Origin of the sequence: Streptomyces kanasensis, from assembly GCF_043077165.1 — a bacterium.
In the GTDB taxonomy this organism is placed as follows: Bacteria; Actinomycetota; Actinomycetes; order Streptomycetales; family Streptomycetaceae; genus Streptomyces; species Streptomyces changanensis.
Genome location: NZ_JBIBSF010000009.1, coordinates 289,330 through 307,661 on the forward strand (window position 1 = coordinate 289,330; position 18,332 = coordinate 307,661).

The following is an 18,332-nucleotide window of genomic DNA, read 5'->3' on the forward strand; positions in this document are numbered from 1 at the left end:
GCGGTCGTGGGGACGACGACGGCGGCGGTCGTGGGGGCGACGTCCACGTGGACGTCGATCGCCACCCTGTACCGCCTCACGGTCGGGCACCGTCGGGCCATCGCCCTGGCGGCCGTCCTCAGCCTGGCGGCGGCGGCCCTCGGGCTCACCCAGCCGCTGCTCGCCCGGGAGGCCGTCGACCTGGGCGCCGGGGGGCGGGCGTTCGGGCCGGTCCTGCTGCTCCTGGCCGCCGTGTTCGCCGCGGAGGCGGCGACGGGCGCCGTCGGCCGGTACCTCCTGGAGCGCACGGGCGAGGGCGTGGTCCGCCAGCTCCGCCACGGGCTGGTCGACCGGTTCCTGCGGCTGGAGATGCGCGAGTACCACCGGCACCGCGCCGGTGACCTGACCTCCCGCGTCACCGCCGACACGACCGTCCTGCGCGAGGTCGTCTCGCAGGCGCTCGTCGACCTGGTGACGGGGACCCTGGTCGCGGCCGGGGCCATCGCGCTCATGGCGTGGCTCGACCCGCTGCTGCTGCTCCTCGTGGCGTTGACGGTGGTGGTGGCCGCGGTGCTGGTCGCCTCGCTGCTGAAGGGGATCCGCGCGGCGTCGGCGCACACGCAGGACTCGGTCGGCGCGGTCGCCGCGGAACTCGAACGGGCCCTGGGGGCCCTGCCCATGGTGCGGGTGCACCGCGCCGAGGAGCGCGAGGCGGCCGCCATCGGGAGCCGCGTCGAGTCCGCGTACCGGTCCGGCGTGCGGACCGCCGGGCTCGCCGCCGTGATGAGCGTGGCCGTGGAACTCGCCGTCCACGGCTCGTTCCTCCTCGTGCTGGTCGTCGGCGGTCTGCGGGTGACCGGTCAGGGCACCTCCCTGGGCGACCTCGTGGCGTTCCTGCTGTACGCGTCCTACCTGGCGCTGCCGCTGTCGTCGGTGTTCCGCGCGATCGGCCTCATCCAGCGCGGCGCGGGCGCCCACGCGCGCGTACGGCAGACCCTCGACCTGCCGGCGGAGCCACCGGAGCCCCCCGCCCCCGCCCCTGCCCCTGCCCCTGCCCCTGCCCCTGCCCCTGCCACGACCTTTGCGGCCACTCACGGTCCCGGTGCCACGGCCGTCACGGTGTCCCCCGCCCCCCGCGTCCCCACCTCAGCCCGGCGGGCGGACGAGGCCGGTGCGGCGGCACCCGTCCTCGCCCTGCACGACGTGCACTTCGCGTACACGCCGGAACGGCCCGTCCTGCGCGGGGTGTCGCTGACGGTGCCGCCCCGGCGCCAGGTGGCCCTGGTCGGCACCTCGGGAGCGGGCAAGAGCACCCTGTTCGCCCTGGTGGCACGGTTCTACGAGCCGGACGCGGGGACCCTGTCGTTCGACGGCGTGCCCGCGGCGGAGCTGAGCCGATCCGACTGCCGCGCGCGCATCGCGGTCGTCGACCAGAACACCCACGTGGTCCACGGCACCCTGTGGGACAACATCACGTACGGCGCCCCCGACGCCGGCGAGGCGGAGGTCCGCCGCGTCGTCGACCTGGCCCGGCTCGGGGCCGTCGTCGAGCGGCTCCCCGGTGGTCTGCGGGGAACGGTCGGCGAGCGCGGCGCGACCCTGTCGGGGGGTGAGCGCCAACGCGTCGCCGTGGCCCGGGCGCTGCTCACGCGCCCCTCCCTGCTCCTGCTCGACGAGCCGACCTCGCACCTGGACGCCGTGAACGAGGCGGCGCTCACCGGCGTCCTGAGGGACCTGGCCCGGGAGTGCGCCGTGCTGGTCATCGCGCACCGGCTGTCGACGGTGCAGCACGCCGATCGCATCGTCGTCCTGGACCGGGGGCGCGTCGTCGCCACCGGGCCGCACGACCGCCTCCTCGTCGACAGCCCCGTCTACCGCCGGCTGGCCGCCGCGCAGGTGCTCCGACCGGCGGCGGTGACGGGTGCCTCCCGCGGTACCCCCACCGACCGGGACGGAAGGGATGGTTCCCGTGCATTACGCCCCCAAGGGGACACCATCGCCTAGCGAAACGGGGCGAAACGGACCGCCTTTCCTCCCATTCGAGCTGGGCGTCCGCTCAGGTGGGCACCGCTTGAAAGATCAAAGTGCTGTCGGGTTAGCATATGAGCACCGCCTAGCTCGAAAGATGAACCTGTGACTGTCAATGAGGACTCGTTCACCAGCTGGAAGAACCGCGAGGAGATCGCGGAGTCGATGATCCCGATCATCGGGAAGCTGCACAGGGAGCGGGACGTCACGATCCTGCTCCACAGCCGCTCCCTGGTGAACAAGTCGGTGGTCAGCATCCTCAAGACCCACCGGTTCGCCCGGCAGATCGCCGGTGAGGAGCTCTCGGTCACCGAGACGATGCCCTTCCTGCGGGCCCTCACCACGCTCGACCTCGGCCCGTCCCAGATCGACATCGGCATGCTCGCGGCGACCTACCGGACCGACGACCGCGGCCTGTCCGTCGAGGAGTTCACCGCCGAGGCCGTGGCCGGGGCGACCGGCGCCGACAAGATCGAGCGCAGCGAGCCCCGCGACGTGGTCCTCTACGGCTTCGGCCGCATCGGCCGCCTCGTCGCCCGCCTCCTCATCGAGAAGGCCGGCTCCGGCAACGGCCTGCGCCTGCGCGCCATCGTGGTCCGCCGGGGCGGCGAGCAGGACATCGTCAAGCGCGCCTCGCTGCTGCGGCGCGACTCGATCCACGGCCAGTTCCAGGGGACGATCACCGTCGACGAGGCGAACAGCACCATCGTCGCCAACGGCAACGCCATCAAGGTGATCTACGCGGGCGACCCGTCGGAGATCGACTACACGGCGTACGGCATCAACAACGCCATCCTCATCGACAACACCGGCAAGTGGCGCGACCGCGAGGGCCTGTCGCAGCACCTGCGCCCCGGCATCGACAAGGTCGTCCTGACCGCCCCGGGCAAGGGCGACGTCCCGAACATCGTCCACGGCGTCAACCACGACACCATCAAGCCGGACGAGCAGGTCCTGTCCTGCGCCTCCTGCACCACCAACGCGATCGTCCCGCCGCTCAAGGCGATGGCGGACGAGTACGGCGTCCTGCGCGGCCACGTGGAGACCGTCCACTCGTTCACCAACGACCAGAACCTGCTGGACAACTACCACAAGGCGGACCGCCGGGGCCGCTCCGCGCCGCTCAACATGGTCATCACCGAGACCGGCGCCGCTTCCGCCGTCGCCAAGGCGCTGCCGGAGCTGAAGGCGCCGATCACCGGCAGCTCCATCCGCGTCCCGGTGCCGGACGTGTCCATCGCGATCCTCAGCCTCAGGCTGGGCCGCGAGACCACGCGCGAGGAGGTCCTCGACTACCTCCGCAACGTCTCGCTGACGTCGCCGCTGAAGCGTCAGATCGACTTCACCACCGCCCCCGACGCGGTGTCGAGCGACTTCATCGGCTCGCGCCACGCCTCGATCGTCGACGCCGGCGCCACCAAGGTCGACGGCGACAACGCCATCCTCTACCTGTGGTACGACAACGAGTTCGGCTACTCGTGCCAGGTGATCCGCGTCGTGCAGCACGTCTCCGGGGTGGAGTACCCGACCTACCCGGCCCCCGCGGTCTGACACGGCGTCACCACCTCCCGGCCCGCGTCTCGCGGCCGGGGCGGCGGTGGGGCGGCGGCCGGTCGTTCCGGCTCCCCCCACTCCCCCGCCCCGCCCGCCCGGCGCGGGCCGTCGGCATGCCGCCCCGAGCGGGCTCCCCTAGTGGACGGCCCGAGCGGGCTCCCCTGGCGCGGCTGCCCGAGCGCGGCGTTCCGGCCCCGGCGGCCCGAGCGCGGCGGGGCCTGGCGGCGACACGCGCGGCGGCGCCCTCCGAGCTGCCGAGCGCGCGCCGTGAGACGAGCCAGGGCTCGTGGTGAACCTGTTCACGGGAAGCGGCCTCCCGCCGAACACGTCTGACGGCGGCCGCGTGCGGCGGCGGTCCCGGCCCGGCGGCTCCGAGTGGCGCTGCCCGGGCGGGCGGTGCGGGCGCCGGGCCGAGCGGCGGACCTGCCGTGCCGGAGTTACCTTGGCAGTGCGACCGTGCGCACGCCCCGCGCCCGCCGGGCCCCACGGGCCCCTCTCGTGGACGCTCCACCCGACATGCCCTGCTCCGGAAGGGGCGAACGCCATGCGTGTCATCGCCTATTACCTGCACGAGGGGGAGGCCGCCGAGGCCGTGCGCGTGCTTCGCAACGCCTCGGTGACGAGCGGTTTCGTCGTCGGCGACGCCGACGCGGACGACCTGCCGCGGCTCACCGCGGCGGGCCTGCTGGTCGACCCGCTCGACCCGGGCCCCCCTGCCGCACCGCCCTCCCCCGCCCGCGCCACGCTCCGTGCCCGCGAACCCGGCACCGGGGCCGGGGCCGGGGCCGGGGCCGACGCGCGGGAGGGCCGTGCACCCGAACCGCTCCCCCCGGAGCCCGGGGTGCCCGCGCAGTGGGTGCTGCACCTGGGCGAGCCGCTGCTGGAGGAGTACCGCGCCGGGATCGTCAGCCAGGGCGCGGTCCTGCTGCGCGCCCTGCCCGGCGGTGCCTACCTCGTCACGGCCACCCCCGAGCAGGCCGAGGACGTCCTGAACCTGCCGTTCGTCAGAGCGGTACGACACCACGACCCCGACGCGGCGGCGCCGCTGCGGCTGTCGGCCGGGGAGCTCACCGAGGTGGAGACGGAGGGTCACGGCACGACGGTCCTGCGCACCTGGGACCTGGTGACGGCCGACGCCGACGCCCGCGCGGGCGTACGCGCCTGGCTGCTGGCGCGCGTCGACGCGCACGGACCGGAGATCGTCGCCGAGGGCGGGCGCCGCCTGCGCGTCCGGATCCCCGCCGGATCACCGCTGGAGGAGGAGGTCGCCCGGGTGCCGGGCGTCCTGGCCGTGACCGAGTACGTGGAGCCGAAGCTCTTCAACGACGTCGCCCGCGCACTGCTCGGCGTGACGCCGGCGGGCCCGGCGGCCGGCCTGCCGCTGACGGGCCGGGGCGAGGTCGTCGCCGTGGCCGACACCGGATTCGACACCACGCACCCCGACTTCGACGGCCGCGTGGTCGGCACGGCCGCCCTGGGCCGTCCCGGCGACTCCTCCGACCCCCACGGACACGGCACGCACGTGGCGGGGTCCGTCCTCGGCGACGGCAGCGCCTCCCAGGGCGCCTTCCGGGGCGTCGCGCCGGAGGCGAAGCTGTACTTCCAGTCGGTGCAGGACCGGCACGGGGGCCTCGGCGGTCTGCCGGCCTCGCTGGAGGACCTGTTCGAGCCCGCCTACCAGGCCGGGGCCCGCGTCCACAACGACAGCTGGGGCGCCGCCACCGAGGCCGCGTACACCGCCAACTCCGACGACGTCGACGCCTATGTGCGGCGGCGGCCCGACATGCTCGTCGTGATCGCCGCGGGGAACGAGGGCACGGCGGCGGCCCGCCTCCACGCGCAGGAGGGGTTCGTCGACTGGCTGTCGCTCGGCTCGCCCGGGTCGAGCAAGAACGCCCTGACGGTCGGCGCCGCGCGCACCAGCCGCACCGACGGGCCCGGTGGGAACCTCACCTGGGGCGAGTGGGACCGGGGCACGCCCTTCCCCGACGATCCGATCGCCGGCGAGCGGGTCTCGGGCGACCCCGAGGCGCTGGCCGCGTTCAGCAGCCGCGGCCCGTGCGACGACTGGCGCGTGAAGCCCGACGTGGTGGCGCCCGGCACGGACATCCTCTCGACGCGCGCCGCCGGCGCCCCGCGGCAGAGCTTCTGGGGCCTGCACGACAACCCCCGGTACGCCTTCATGGGCGGCACCAGCATGGCCACCCCGCTCGTCGCGGGCTGCGCCGCGCTGGTGCGCGAGTACTACGTGCGGGAGCGGGCCACCAGCCCCAGCGCCGCCCTGGTGAAGGCCACGCTGATCAACGGTGCCCGGCGGCTCACCGCGCCGGACGCCACGGCCCCGGACCCGCACTTCCACCAGGGGTTCGGCGCGATCCACCTGCCGTCGACCCTGCCGAACCCCGCCGTCCCGGACCTGGTGCTCGACTTCGCCGACACCTGGCAGGCCCCCGCGCGGCAGCTCGCCCGGACCGGCGACGTCAGCCGCTTCACGGTGGAGGTGGCGGCCGGCGCGGCCCTGCGGCTCTGCCTGGCGTACACGGACCTGCCGGGCCGGTCCCTGCAGAACGACCTCAGCGTGCTGGTGGAGGCGCCCGACGGCGTCCGGCACGCAGGGAACGACACCCTGCCCAACCGGCTCCTGCGGACGGACAGCACGAACAACGTCGAGGTCGTCCGGCTCCCGGACGCCCCGCAGGGCCGCTACTTGATCCAGGTGTTCGCCCGCAATCTGCTGGAGGGTCCGCAGGACTTCGCCCTGGTGGTGACGGGCAGGCTGACCGGCCCCCTGCGACGCGCGACCGGCTGAACGGCACCCGTGCCCGTGGACGGCGAGCCGGTGACGAGCCGGCGGCCGGAGACCGGGCGGGATCGCGCCCCCGCGCCCCCGCCCCCGGCGCCGCCGTGCCGTCCGCCCCGGAGTGCCCCCGCCCCGGGGCGCCGCCGGCCACGGGGTGCGGGCCACGGGCTGCGGGCACACCCGGGGCCCACGGCCCCGGAGCGGAAGCGGGGCGCCGGGCTCCTGGGACGGGGCGAGCGCCGGGGGGTTCAGCCCGCCTCGACGGGTGGCTCCGGCGCCGCCACCGGGTCCTCCCAGGGCGGGGGCGTACGGCCGTCGGTCCAGGCCGCGAGGGCCTCCCCGTCGACGCAGACGATGCCGATCGTCGCGGCGTACTCGACGGCCGGCGCCGTGAACGTGCTGGTCGTCACGACGACCGCGACCTCCGCCCCGTGGACGGCGAAGCAGGTGCCGCCGAAGCGCTGGAGGTCCTGCGAGCCGACGGGGTTGTCGGCGGCGTACTGCTTGCACTGGACGATCAGCCTGCGGCCGTCGGGTGCCGTCGCCACGACGTCGGCACCGAGGTCGCCCGGGCCGCCGGACACCTCCGTCCGCGTACACCCGTCGCGTACGCACAGCGCGGCCACCGTGTGCTCGAAGCCGTAGGGGTCGACCTCCTCGTGGTCGACGCTGTCGCCGTCCAGCCGCGGCACCGGCGGGGCCGGCGCGGCGCCCTCGACGGGGAGCACCGCCGTGACCTCGTCGGGATCCGCGGGCGGGGCCTGTGCCGGGATCCGCGCCCGGCCGGGGGTCCGGCGCGAGGCCGCCCGACCCGCCACGACGGCCGCGAGGACCACCATGACGAGCAGCAGGACGGGGCCGAACGCCCCGTCGGGGACGTGCCACACGGTGCGCACCAGCAGCGCGAGCCCGCCGACGGCGACCCCGACCAGCCCCAGGGCGAGCACCACGTCCCGCCAGCCGGCCCGCCGCGTCCTCGGCGCCCTCTGCGCTCGCTGCGCCCTCGGCACCCTCCGTGCCCTCGGCGCCCTCGGCGCCCTCGTCGTCCTCTGCGGTACGGTCACGCGGCACCCCCTCCCTGACACCCCGTCTGGCCCCGCCACCCGGCGCCAAACCCCTCGGGGCGCCCGGCCGGAACGTGCGGCGCCGTCCGGACGGCGGGGGCGCGGCCCGTACCCGGGGGATGACGGGCCCTCCCTCCACGAGGCGGCGCCCCGCCCGGGCCGAGGTCCTCGGCGGCTTGCACGGCCGGCCCCGTGAGCAGGACACCGAGCGGCTGGTGGCACGGACGCCGTGGCCGGGCCGACGGACTGCCAGGCGCACGGTTCCCCCGTGCGCCCTTTCGTCCCTGACGCGGCGAATCGTAGGATCACCTGGTCATCACCGCGACGGGAGACAGGAAGCCGGTGCGATTCCGGCACGGTCCCGCCACTGTGACCGGGGAGTGGACCCCACCGGAAGGCCACTGCGCACGCGCGGGAAGGCCGGGGGAACGTCGATCCGGGAGTCAGGACACTGGCCTGTCGCGGGCCCGATCCGAGGAGCGCGGACTCCGCAGGAGGCTTCACGTGTACGACGGCTCGTCCCGTCCCCCCTTTCCCACCCCTGCCAGGGCGCGCCGGCGCGCCCTGGGCGCGGCGGCCCTGGCCGCCGTCCTCTCCGCGACCCTGCTGTCCGGCTGCGGCACCTCCCGCGGCGCGGACGACGGCCGCCCGTCCGCGGCGGCGCGGCCCGCGAAGGGCTTCCCCGTCACCGTCGACAACTGCGGCACGCGCACGACGTACGACAGGCCGCCGGAGCGGGTGGTCACCATCCACCAGCACCCGGCCGAACTGCTGCTGGCCCTCGGCCTGAAGGACCGCATGGTGGGCACCGCCTTCCCCGACTCGGCGGTCCTGCCCCAGTACCGGAAGGACTTCGCGGCCGTCCCCCGACTGGCGGAGAAGGAGCCGTCCTTCGAGACGGTCCTCGACGCCGAACCGGACCTCGTGTACGGCGGCTACGCCAGCGCGTTCGACGACAAGGCGGGCCGCTCCCGGGCGGCGTTCCGGGACGCGGGGATCGACACGTACCTGAACCGCGAGTACTGCGGCGGCAGGAGCGTGTCCATGCGGGACACGTACGAGGAGATCCGTACCGTCGGCTCGATCTTCGGCGTGCCGGAGCGGGCCGACGCGCTCGTCGCCGACCTCCGCTCGCGCATCGACGAGGCGACCCGGGCGGTGAAGGGCGCCCCGCAGGTCCCGGTGTTCGTCTACGACAGCGGCGACAAGGCGGCGTTCACGGCCGGCGGCAAGGGGCTCGGCACCGAGATCATCCGGCTGGCCGGCGGCCGGAACGTCTTCGCGGACCTCGACGAGGTCTTCGGCGACGTGTCGTGGGAGCAGGTCGTCGCGCGCAAGCCGGAGGTCATCGCGATCTACGACTACGCGGGCGCGGGCGGAGTCGAGCAGAAGAAGCGGTTCCTGCTGGCGCAGCCGGCGCTCGCCGACGTGCCCGCGATCAGGAACAAGCGGTTCGTGGTGCTGCCGCTGACGGCGACGCTCGTCGGCGTCCGCCCGCCTTACGCGGTCGAGGACCTGGCCAAGGCCCTGCACCCCGAGCGGTTCCGGTGACGGCCACCGCCCCCGCCGCCCCCGACGCCCGCACCGGTCCCGGCCCCCGGGGCCGGGCGAGCGGCGGGGGCGGGCCCCGCCGTGCGTCGTTCGCGTTCACCCTCGTGGTCCTCGGCGTCCTGCTGGTGGTCTCCGCGACGGCGGGCATGGCCATCGGCTCGGTGCACGTGCCGCCGGGCGAGGTGTGGGGCATCGTGACGCACGCGCTGGGCGCGGACTGGTCCGAGCCGACGTGGTCGCGGGCGCGCGAGACGATCGTGCTCGACGTGCGCGCGCCGCGCGTACTGCTCGGCGTGGTCACCGGCGCGGGCCTCTCGGTGGTGGGCGCCGCCCTGCAGGCGCTGGTGCGCAACCCGCTCGCCGAGCCGTACCTGCTGGGCGTGTCGTCGGGGGCGGCGCTCGGCGCCGTCTGCGTCATCGTCCTCGGCGTCGGCGTGTTCGGGGCGCTGTCCCTGTCGGTCGCCGCCTTCGCCGGCGCCCTGCTCGCCCTGGTCGTCGTGTACGTCACCGCCCGCGCGGGCGGGCGGATCACCTCCGTGCGGCTGGTGCTGTCGGGCGTGGCCGTCGCCGCGGTCCTCACGGCGGTCGTGGACCTGCTGCTGCTCACCTCGGGCACCGGCGACCAGGCCCGCGCGGTCCTCGCCTGGACGCTCGGCGGGCTCGGCGGCGTCCGGTGGGCCGGCCTGTGGTTGCCCGCGGCGGCACTGCTGCTGGGGATCGGCGTGCTGCTGGTCCAGGCGCGGTCGCTGAACCTGCTGCTGTCGGGCGAGGAGGCCGCCGCGACGATGGGCCTGGACGTGGCCCGGTTCCGGGCCCGGATGTTCGTGCTGCTCTCCCTGGTGACGGGGGTCATGGTGGCGGCGACCGGACCGATCGGTTTCGTCGGGCTGATGCTGCCGCACATGGTGCGGGTCCTCGTCGGCGGCGACCACCGCCGGGTGCTGCCGACGGCCGCGCTGGGCGGGGCGGTCTTCCTCGTCTGGGCGGACATCGCGGCGCGGACCGTGGCCGCGCCGATGGAGATCCCCGTCGGCGTCCTCACGGCCCTGTGCGGCGGACCGTTCTTCCTGTGTCTGATGCGCCGCGACGCCCGGCGCGCCACCGACCGAGGAGTGGGATGACCGCGGCCGAACTCTCCGTCGAGGGCGTCACGCTCACCGCCGGCGCGCACCGGCTCGTGCGGGACGTCTCCCTCACGGCCCGCCCGGGCGAGCTGGTCGGACTGGTCGGCCCCAACGGCAGCGGCAAGTCCAGCCTGCTGCGGGCCGTCTACCGGGTCCTGCGCCCCGACGCGGGACGGGTCCGCGTCGACGGCGCCGACGCCTGGCGCCTGCCGCCCCGGCGCCTCGCCCGTACGCTGGCGGCCGTCGTGCAGCAGTCCGCCGCGGACTTCGACCTGTCCGTGCGGGAGGTCGTCGCGATGGGGAGGACCCCGCACAAGCGGCTGCTCGACGGCGACGACGCCGAGGACGTCCGGCTGGTGGAGGCGGCGCTCGCGGCGGTGGACGCCGTCGCCTTCGCCGACCGGCCCTTCGACCGGCTGTCGGGCGGTGAGCGCCAGCGGGTGCTGATCGCGCGCGCCCTGGCCCAGCAGCCGTCCCTGCTGGTCCTCGACGAGCCCACCAACCACCTCGACGTCCGGCACCAGTTGGACGTGCTCGGCCTGCTCAGGCGGCTGCCGGCGACGGTCCTGGTGGCCCTGCACGACCTGAACCTCGCCGCGTACCACTGCGACCGCCTGTACGTGCTGCGCGACGGCGAGGTCACCGCCGCCGGCGCACCGGTCGACGTACTCACGCCGCACCTGCTGGCCGAGGTGTACGGCGTGAGCGCCGAGGTCGAGGTCCATCCGCGCACGGGGGCGCCGCACGTGACCTTCCTCCCCGACGCACCACCGGCACCGGCACCACCGGCACCCGTACGGGAGCACGCCGGGTCGTGAGGCCCGCCCGCCGGGGCGCCGGCCGGGTCGCCGGGGGCCTGCGCTGCGCCGGGCTGCCCGGCCCCGGACGGGGAGGGCCGGCGCACCGGCACGGCCGTACCGGGCGTGGAAGGCGGCGCGGCCGCCGGCGGGTACCGCGCCGACACGGACGGCGCGGCGTGGGAGCCGGGCGCCCCCGGTCATGGGACCCGTGGTCGCGACGACCCACAGCCGGCTGACCGGCATCGGTGACCGGGGCCCCGACGCGGCCGGGCGCGTCCTGCCCGACCGGATCCGGGAGCGCCCCGAGTGCACGCCGCGGACGCACGACCCGAGTGCAGGCCGCGGACGCACGACCCGGGCGCGCGCCCGGGCGCCGGCCCCGGCGGTCGGCCGGACGGAGGCGTACCGGGGGGCCGGCGGTGGCACACTGTCCGGGTCCCGTCGAAGGAGGACCGCATGTCCATGGTCGGCAGCCTGCGCAGGGTCGCCCGCCTCGCCCGCGGCGGGCGCCGGGTCGACCTCAGCCACCCCGCCCGGTCGCCGCTCGGCAGCAGCGTCGTCAACTGCGTCGTCTACCGGGACGGGGTGCGGCAGGAGTGCGATGAGGGCGTCGGGGAGGCCGTGCGGCGGGTGCGGAAGCAGGGCGACGGTTTCGTGTGGCTGGGTCTGCACGAACCGACCGCGGAGCAGATCGCGGACGTCGCCGAGCTGTTCGGCCTGCACCCGCTCGCCGTCGAGGACGCCGTGCACGCCCACCAGCGGCCCAAGGTGGAGCAGTACGAGGACGTGTTGTTCGCCGTCTTCAAGACCGTCGCCTACGTCGAGCACGAGGTACTCAGCGCCGTGAGCGAGGTGGTCGACACGGGCGAACTCATGGTCTTCACGGGCCCCGACTTCGTCGTCACGGTCCGGCACGGCCGCCACGGCTCGCTGGGGCCGCTCCGCGAGACCCTGGAGGCCCTCCCCGAGCAGCTGGCCAAGGGGCCTTCGGCGGTGCTGCACGCGATCGCCGACCACGTCGTCGACGAGTACCTGGCCACCGCCGACGCCGTGCAGGGCGACATCGACCAGGTGGAGATCGACGTGTTCGCGCCGCGTGGGTCGAAGCCCGTCGACCCGGGCCGCATCTACCAGCTGAAGCGGGAACTGCTGGAGCTGAAGCGGGCCGTGGTCCCCCTCGGCCGTCCGCTGCACCTGCTGTCGACGGGCACGAGCCGGGTGGTCGACCCGGAGATACGGACGTACTTCCGGGACGTCGCCGACCACCTCGCCCGCGTCACCGAACAGATCCAGGGCTTCGACGGCCTGGTCGACTCCATCCTCCAGGCGCACCTCGCGCAGGTGACCGTCGCGCAGAACGAGGACATGCGCAGGATCACCGCCTGGGCCGCGATCATCGCCGTCCCCACCATGGTCTGCGGGGTGTACGGGATGAACTTCACGCACATGCCGGAGCTGCGCTGGCGGTTCGGCTACCCCCTGGCGCTCGCCGCGATCACGGTGGCCTGTGTCCTCATCCACCGCGCTTTCCGGCGCAACGGCTGGCTGTGACACCGGTGCCCGTTTCCGCGCCTCCCGCGGGGGCAGGCGACCCCGGGAGGATGAAATGAACACACACTTGTTCTCGCTGCCCGGCCGCACGTCGGCGCGCGGCGCGGCGAACAGTTCGGCGGTCGGTGTAGCGGCGCGGTGGGGGCTCGCCGCCAGGGGTGTTCTGTACGTGCTCATAGGGCTGCTCGCCGTGCGGATCGCGTTCGGCGAGGGTGACCAACAGGCGGACCGGGGTGGTGCGCTCGCCGAGCTGTCGAAGCAGCCCATGGGCTCGCCGCTGCTGTGGGCCGTCGGCATCGGCCTGGTGGGCATGGCGCTGTGGCGGCTCTCGGAGGCCCTGTTCGGCGCTGCGGGCGAAGGCGGGCACAAGGCGCGCAAACGCCTCATGTCCGCCGTCCGCTGCGTCTTCTACGGGTTCGTCGCCTACTCGGTGCTGGCGTTCGCCGGCGGGGAGGGCGGCAGCGGGAGCGGCTCGGGCGACCAGCAGTCCGAAGACGTCACCGCGCGGGCCCTGGAGCTGCCCGGCGGCCGGTGGATCGTGGGCCTGGCCGGGATCGGCATCGTCGTCGTCGGCGTGTGGATGGCCGCCCGGGCGGCGCTGCGCAAGTACCGCAAGCACCTGAAGGTCGGCACGATGTCCCGCCGGGCCCGTCAGTTCACGGACGTGACCGGGGTGGGCGGCGGTGTCGCGCGCGGCGCCGTGTTCGCGGTGGTCGGCGTGTTCGTGGTGCGCGCCGCCCTGACGTACGAGCCGGACGAGGCGAAGGGGCTGGACGACGCGTTGCGGTCCTTCGCCGCGACTCCGGTCGGCCCGTGGCTGCTGGTGCTGGTCGCGTCGGGGCTCACGCTGTTCGGACTGTTCTCCTTCGCGATGGCACGGTGGCGCCGCGTGTGACCCACGGCGTGCGCCGCACGGGGCACCGCGCACCGCACGGGTCAGGGGCCCGGCCGTCGACACGGCCGGGCCCCCTGACGTGTCCCCCGCCGCCGCGCCCGGCGCGGCGGCCGGGCTCACTTCCCGCCCGTGACCTTGTCCATCAGCCCGCTGTAGGCCAGCTGCAGGGCGTCCGCGCCGGCCAGGGACGCCATGACGGCCGTGACGGTGCGGGTCGCCCGCGGCCACACGCAACGACCGGCGGTGAGCGCGGTACCGACCCACAGGCTCATGCAGAACGGGCAGGTCAGCAGCTCCCCCACGGTGTGCCGGTGCCCCTCGCGCGACTCCTCGCTGACCTCGGCGGGCCCCTGCGGGCCCTGGTAGGTGGTGAAGGGCGCGCGCAGCGGACTGGTGACCGCTCCCTTCGTCACCAGCCTGCTGAACCGGAACGTGGCGACCGCGGTCAGGGCGACGTCCAGGGGGTCGTGCCGTTCGGGCAGCCGACCGCGGCACCGGATCAGCGCGGCCCAGGCCCCGGCGTACGCCGCGTAGCCGGCCATCGCGGCCGTGTATCCGCCGAGCGGTCGCTCGGCGTCGCCCTCGTAGGTCTCCCGGATGCCCTCGTCTGCGCCCACCAGCGTCCCTCCCGTCGTTCGGGCGGCGGATCGCCCGCGCGCCCTCTCCGTGCTCGCCCGGCCCGTCACGGACCGGTACGGGCCGCGGTCCGGCCCCGCACCGCCCGCCCTCGGCACGGACACGGTCCGGACGGGACGGGAAGCGGGCCTCCACCCGCCCCTCCCCGGTGCCCATGGTGCCCGGGCACAAACGGAACCGGTGTGCCCGTCACCCCAGGGCGTGACTCCCGCAGCCACGCCCTCCCCGCTGTCGGGGGCGCTCCGGGGAGGGCCGCGGGCCGTGGCCGTCGCCGTCGCCGTCGCCGGGTCAGCGGAGGGCCGACCACGTCCCCGCACCGAGGGCGGCGGCGGCGAGCAGGGTGGCGGCGCCGGCGCACAGGAGGCGCCGGCGCAGGCGGTCGTAGTGCGCGGCGTACTCCTCGCGCAGCTCCTCGCAGCGGGCGGCGGTCCTTCGCAGCAGCCGGGCCGACGACTCGACGCGGTCCTCGGCGTAGAGCCGGGCGACCTCCTCGTGCTGGGCGGTGGTCAGCCACGGCATGCGGCGTGCGAACGCCTCGCCCTCCGCGCGGGCCTCCCGCGAGTGCGTCCGGTGGAGCGGGCCGCCCGCGCGGCGCGCGGCCCGGTGCGCGGTCACGGCCGTTCGTCGTCGGTCAGGGGCGCCACGCCCATCCCCGGTTCGACGACGTCCCGGCGTCCGCCGGTGTCGGCCTTCACCAGCTGGGAGATCGCCGGGTGGTGCAGGTCGAAGGCGGGGGACTCGGAGCGGATCTGCGGGATGGTGACGAAGTTGTGGCGCGGCGGCGGGCAGGAGGTGGCCCATTCGAGGGAGCGGCCGTATCCCCAGGGGTCGTCGACGTCGATCCGCTTGCCGACCTTGGCGGTCTTCCACACGTTGTAGAGGAACGGCAGCGTGGAGAGCCCGAGGAGGAACGCGCCGACGGACGACAGGGTGTTGAGGGCAGTGAAGCCGTCGGCGGCCAGGTAGTCGGCGTACCGGCGCGGCATGCCCTCCGCGCCCAGCCAGTGCTGGACGAGGAAGGTGAGGTGGAAGCCGACGAACAGGGTCCAGAAGTGGATCTTGCCGAGGCGTTCGTCGAGCATCGTGCCGGTCATCTTCGGCCACCAGAAGTGGAAGCCCGCGAACATCGCGAAGACGATCGTCCCGAAGAGGACGTAGTGGAAGTGCGCCACCACGAAGTACGAGTCCGTGACGTGCCAGTCCAGGGGCGGGGAGCCGAGGATGACGCCCGTCAGGCCGCCGAAGAGGAACGTGACGAGGAAGCCCACCGACCACAGCATCGGTGTCTCGAAGCTGAGGGACCCCTTCCACATGGTGCCGATCCAGTTGAAGAACTTCACCCCCGTGGGCACCGCGATGAGGAACGTCATGAAGGAGAAGAACGGCAGCAACACCGCACCCGTGGCGAACATGTGGTGCGCCCACACCGTCGCCGACAGGCCCGTGATGGCGATGGTGGCCCCCACCAGGCCGATGTAGCCGAACAGCGGCTTGCGGCAGAAGACCGGGATGACCTCGCTGACCACGCCGAAGAACGGCAGCGCCAGGATGTACACCTCCGGGTGCCCGAAGAACCAGAACAGGTGCTGCCACAGCAGCGCCCCGCCGTTCTCCGGGTCGAACACCTGCGCCCCGAACCGCCGGTCCGCCTCCAGGACGAACAGCGCGGCGGCGAGGACCGGGAAGGCCAGCAGCACGAGGACCGACGTGAGCAGGACGTTCCAGGTGAAGATCGGCATCCGGAACATCGTCATGCCGGGCGCCCGCATGCAGATGATCGTCGTCATGAAGTTGACCGCGCCCAGGATGGTGCCGAAGCCGGCCAGGGCGAGACCCATGATCCACATGTCGCCGCCCACGTACGGCGTGCGCTCCCCGCCGCTCAGCGGGGTGTAGGCGGTCCAGCCGAAGTCCGCCGTCCCCTGGGGGGTGAGGAGACCGGCGACGACGATGAGGCCGCCGAAGAGGAACAGCCAGTACGAGAACATGTTGAGCCGCGGGAAGGCGACGTCGGGCGACCCGATCTGCAGCGGCATGATCGCGTTGGCGAAGCCGGCGAAGGTCGGCGTCGCGAACAGCAGCAGCATGACCGTGCCGTGCAGCGTGAACGCCTGGTTGTACTGCTCCGCCGAGACGAGCTGCAGACCCGGGCGGGCCAGCTCCGCGCGCAGCACCAGGGCCAGCAGACCGCCGAAGAGGAAGAACGCGAACGACGTGATCAGGTACAGGTGACCGATCTTCTTGTGGTCGGTCGTCGTCAGCCAGTCCACGACGACGCGCCCCCACCCCCTCCCCTTCACGGGGACCAGCGTGGTGGGCTCGGTGGTCATGGTCATGCGGGACCTCATCCGGGCGGGGGCGGGGCAGGGCGCGGGACGCGGGACGCGGGGCCGTCTCCGGCGGGGCGCGCCAGGGACAAGTTACGGACCATCGCCCTCCCCGGCGCGGTGGACGAGCCGTTTCGGGCACAAGACATCTCATGCGACTGCGCGGGTGCGGGCGGTCGGCCCCCTCCGAAGGGCCCTCACCCGGGCCCGACCGGCGGCGGTGTACCACTGGACCGCGAGGGTGACGGCGAGGGCCACCTCGACCAGGTCGCCGCCGTAGTACATGAGCTGCGCCCCGGTGTGCAGGTCGACCGCGGCGTAGGCGGTACCGGGCGGCGGGGCGGCGTACAGGCTCTTGGCGAGCACCGCGTGGGCGCCGCCGGCGGCCAGCAGCGTGCCGCCGCGCAGGGCGAGGCCCCGGGGGTGGCGCACCGGTTCGAGCCGGCAGACGGCCAGCGTGAAGAGCACCCCGGCCGCCAGGACGTGGACGTGCACGAGGACGTGCGGCAACATCTCGCGCAGGGTGGTGGCGAACAGGTCCGTGCGGTACAGCACCCACAGCCCGCCGACGTCCAGGAGGGCCGCCACCGGGGGGAAGAGCAGCAGCCCGGCCGGCCCCGAGTGGAGCAGGGCGAGCAGGCGACGCCGAGCCGGGCCGGGCGGCAGGACGCGCAGGGCGAGCGTGAAGGGACGGGCGAGGACGAACAGCAGCGGGGCCGCCATCCCGACGACCAGGTGCTGGGCCATGTGCGCCGTGAAGGGACCGCCCGGCAGGCCGCCCACGGCCGCCCACGCGAGGGCGGCGCCGCCGCAGGCGAACGACGCGTCCCGCGCCCGGGGCCAGGCATCCCCGCGGCGCCGCAACCGGGCGGCGGCCCACAGGTACGCGACGGCGGCCAGCACCGCGGCGGCGGCCGTCAGCTGCTCCGCGAGGCCGGGCCCGGCGTGGACGGCGACCGGACCGGTGTGGCCGTGCAGCGGCGTCACGCGCCCCCTCCCCTACGGCCTGGGCCACCGTCCGAGACGCCGTCCGAGACGCCGTCCGGGCGACGGCCGAGGCGGCGGTCGAGGCGGCGGGCGCGGAGGGCGAGGCCGGCCCCGACGAGGAGCAGGAGCAGGCCGCCGAGGTTCCAGGCCCAGTCGTAGGGGGCGGTGTCCACGCCGTAGCGGATCTGGTGCACGCGCAGCACCTTGTGGTCCACGATCCCGTCGAACAGCTGGAACCCGCCCAGGCCGAGGAAGAACCCGGCCCAGGCGTACGGGCGGGCCAGCGCCCCGCGGCGGCGCAGGTCGGCGAGGAGGAAGAAGCCCGCGACGAGGGCGAGCAGTTCGGCCGTGTGGAGCAGTCCGTCGGAGAACAGGCCGATCCGGGGCGTGGAGCGGTCGTAGAAGTGGTGCCAGGCCAGGATCTGGTGGAAGACGATCTCGTCCACCGCCGCCATGACGGCCGCTCCGACGACCGCGCAGACGGCCGTCGACGCGCGGGGCCGCGGGGGCTCCCGGCGGGTGGCGGGGGAAGGGACCTGCCGGCTCATGGAGCCTGCCTTTCTGTCGGCCCGGTGGGGCGCGCGCCGGACGGGTGGGGTGGGGCGTGTGCCCCCGGCATGTACCCGGCCGGGAGCCGTTCGAGCCGTGGCCGCACGCGGCCCCCGCCCCGGGGGGGGGACACCACCCGGGTGGCTGGGGACGACCGGGCCCCCGCGGTGCCCGGCGCCCGGAGCTGCCGAACGTCCTGACGTTCGGGGGAGGCCGTGGCGCTCACCCGGCCGCACCCGGGGGTGCGGTCGGCCGCGGCGAACACGGCGCTCGGCCCGGTCGCCGCGCTGGTGGACCGGTCGCGGGACGCGGTGCACGGGGTCAGGGGCAAAGACGGCGGCAAGCACGGCTGACCGCCGGACGCCCAGGCGGACGCCGGACGCGAGAAGGATGCCGGTCCGTGGCGGAGCCCAGGGGTTCCGCCACGGACCGGCGTCCTCTCAGCGCGCGCGGACCGTGCCCTCGGCGTGCACCGGTCGGCGCCGCC

At 74.9% G+C, this 18,332-nt stretch carries 15 protein-coding genes and 1 riboswitch; of the genes, 9 read left to right on the forward strand and 6 right to left on the reverse strand.

Going from position 1 to position 18,332, the window contains the following annotated elements:
* Positions 1-6 precede the first annotated feature (6 nt).
* The 3 genes from ACF053_RS23000 to ACF053_RS23010 all read left to right on the forward strand — a co-directional run bounded on the left by ACF053_RS23000 (position 7) and on the right by ACF053_RS23010 (position 6,370).
* A complete protein-coding gene (locus tag ACF053_RS23000; protein WP_391955749.1) occupies positions 7-1,983 on the forward strand; it encodes an ABC transporter ATP-binding protein in 1,977 nt (658 codons plus the stop codon).
* A 129-nt stretch (positions 1,984-2,112) separates the two neighbouring features.
* Positions 2,113-3,558 (forward strand): glyceraldehyde-3-phosphate dehydrogenase, encoded by a 1,446-nt coding sequence (locus tag ACF053_RS23005; protein WP_391955651.1) that lies wholly within the window; start codon positions 2,113-2,115, stop codon positions 3,556-3,558.
* A gap of 547 nt (positions 3,559-4,105) precedes the next feature.
* Positions 4,106-6,370 (forward strand): S8 family serine peptidase, encoded by a 2,265-nt coding sequence (locus ACF053_RS23010; protein ID WP_391955652.1) that lies wholly within the window; start codon positions 4,106-4,108, stop codon positions 6,368-6,370.
* A gap of 239 nt (positions 6,371-6,609) precedes the next feature.
* Here the strand turns inward: ACF053_RS23010 and ACF053_RS23015 are convergent, their stop codons facing one another.
* Positions 6,610-7,311 carry a restriction endonuclease gene (locus ACF053_RS23015; RefSeq protein WP_391955653.1) on the reverse strand — a complete coding sequence of 234 codons (702 nt, stop codon included), beginning with the start codon at positions 7,309-7,311 and terminating at the stop codon, positions 6,610-6,612.
* 409 nt (positions 7,312-7,720) lie between these two features.
* Positions 7,721-7,899, forward strand: a riboswitch (cobalamin riboswitch).
* Positions 7,900-7,929: 30 nt separating this feature from the next.
* On the opposite strand from ACF053_RS23015, the gene ACF053_RS23020 reads away from it, so the two are divergent.
* From ACF053_RS23020 to ACF053_RS23040, 5 genes are all read left to right on the forward strand, one after another.
* The gene (locus ACF053_RS23020) at positions 7,930-8,976 is read left to right on the forward strand and encodes an ABC transporter substrate-binding protein (protein WP_391955654.1); all 1,047 of its coding nucleotides are present in this window, start codon (positions 7,930-7,932) and stop codon (positions 8,974-8,976) included.
* Entirely contained in the window at positions 8,973-10,097 is a 1,125-nt protein-coding gene (locus ACF053_RS23025) for a FecCD family ABC transporter permease (RefSeq protein ID WP_391955655.1), read from the forward strand. Before ACF053_RS23020 ends, ACF053_RS23025 begins: the two co-directional genes overlap by 4 nt.
* Positions 10,094-10,918, forward strand: coding sequence for an ABC transporter ATP-binding protein (locus tag ACF053_RS23030; RefSeq protein WP_391955656.1), 825 nt, complete (start codon positions 10,094-10,096; stop codon positions 10,916-10,918). Before ACF053_RS23025 ends, ACF053_RS23030 begins: the two co-directional genes overlap by 4 nt.
* A gap of 438 nt (positions 10,919-11,356) precedes the next feature.
* Positions 11,357-12,451 carry a magnesium and cobalt transport protein CorA gene (locus ACF053_RS23035; protein WP_391955657.1) on the forward strand — a complete coding sequence of 365 codons (1,095 nt, stop codon included), beginning with the start codon at positions 11,357-11,359 and terminating at the stop codon, positions 12,449-12,451.
* A 55-nt stretch (positions 12,452-12,506) separates the two neighbouring features.
* Positions 12,507-13,346, forward strand: a complete 840-nt coding sequence (locus ACF053_RS23040; RefSeq protein WP_391955658.1) for a DUF1206 domain-containing protein — start codon at positions 12,507-12,509, stop codon at positions 13,344-13,346.
* A 116-nt stretch (positions 13,347-13,462) separates the two neighbouring features.
* On the opposite strand, the gene ACF053_RS23045 is transcribed toward ACF053_RS23040, so the two are convergent.
* The 5 genes from ACF053_RS23045 to ACF053_RS23065 all read right to left on the reverse strand — a co-directional run bounded on the left by ACF053_RS23045 (position 13,463) and on the right by ACF053_RS23065 (position 17,844).
* Positions 13,463-13,963, reverse strand: coding sequence for a DUF1360 domain-containing protein (locus tag ACF053_RS23045; protein WP_391955659.1), 501 nt, complete (start codon positions 13,961-13,963; stop codon positions 13,463-13,465).
* A gap of 307 nt (positions 13,964-14,270) precedes the next feature.
* Positions 14,271-14,597 carry a hypothetical protein gene (locus ACF053_RS23050; RefSeq protein WP_391955660.1) on the reverse strand — a complete coding sequence of 109 codons (327 nt, stop codon included), beginning with the start codon at positions 14,595-14,597 and terminating at the stop codon, positions 14,271-14,273.
* Positions 14,594-16,318 (reverse strand): aa3-type cytochrome oxidase subunit I, encoded by a 1,725-nt coding sequence (gene ctaD, locus ACF053_RS23055; protein ID WP_391955661.1) that lies wholly within the window; start codon positions 16,316-16,318, stop codon positions 14,594-14,596. Before ctaD ends, ACF053_RS23050 begins: the two co-directional genes overlap by 4 nt.
* A gap of 141 nt (positions 16,319-16,459) precedes the next feature.
* Positions 16,460-17,296, reverse strand: coding sequence for a cytochrome c oxidase assembly protein (locus tag ACF053_RS23060; protein ID WP_391955662.1), 837 nt, complete (start codon positions 17,294-17,296; stop codon positions 16,460-16,462).
* The gene (locus ACF053_RS23065; RefSeq protein WP_391955663.1) at positions 17,293-17,844 is read right to left on the reverse strand and encodes a DUF2243 domain-containing protein; all 552 of its coding nucleotides are present in this window, start codon (positions 17,842-17,844) and stop codon (positions 17,293-17,295) included. The genes ACF053_RS23060 and ACF053_RS23065 overlap by 4 nt, the downstream gene beginning before the upstream one ends.
* A 216-nt stretch (positions 17,845-18,060) precedes the next feature.
* On the opposite strand from ACF053_RS23065, the gene ACF053_RS23070 reads away from it, so the two are divergent.
* On the forward strand, positions 18,061-18,198 hold the full coding sequence (locus ACF053_RS23070; RefSeq protein WP_391955664.1) for a hypothetical protein: 138 nt from the start codon (positions 18,061-18,063) through the stop codon (positions 18,196-18,198).
* Positions 18,199-18,332: the final 134 nt, after the last annotated feature.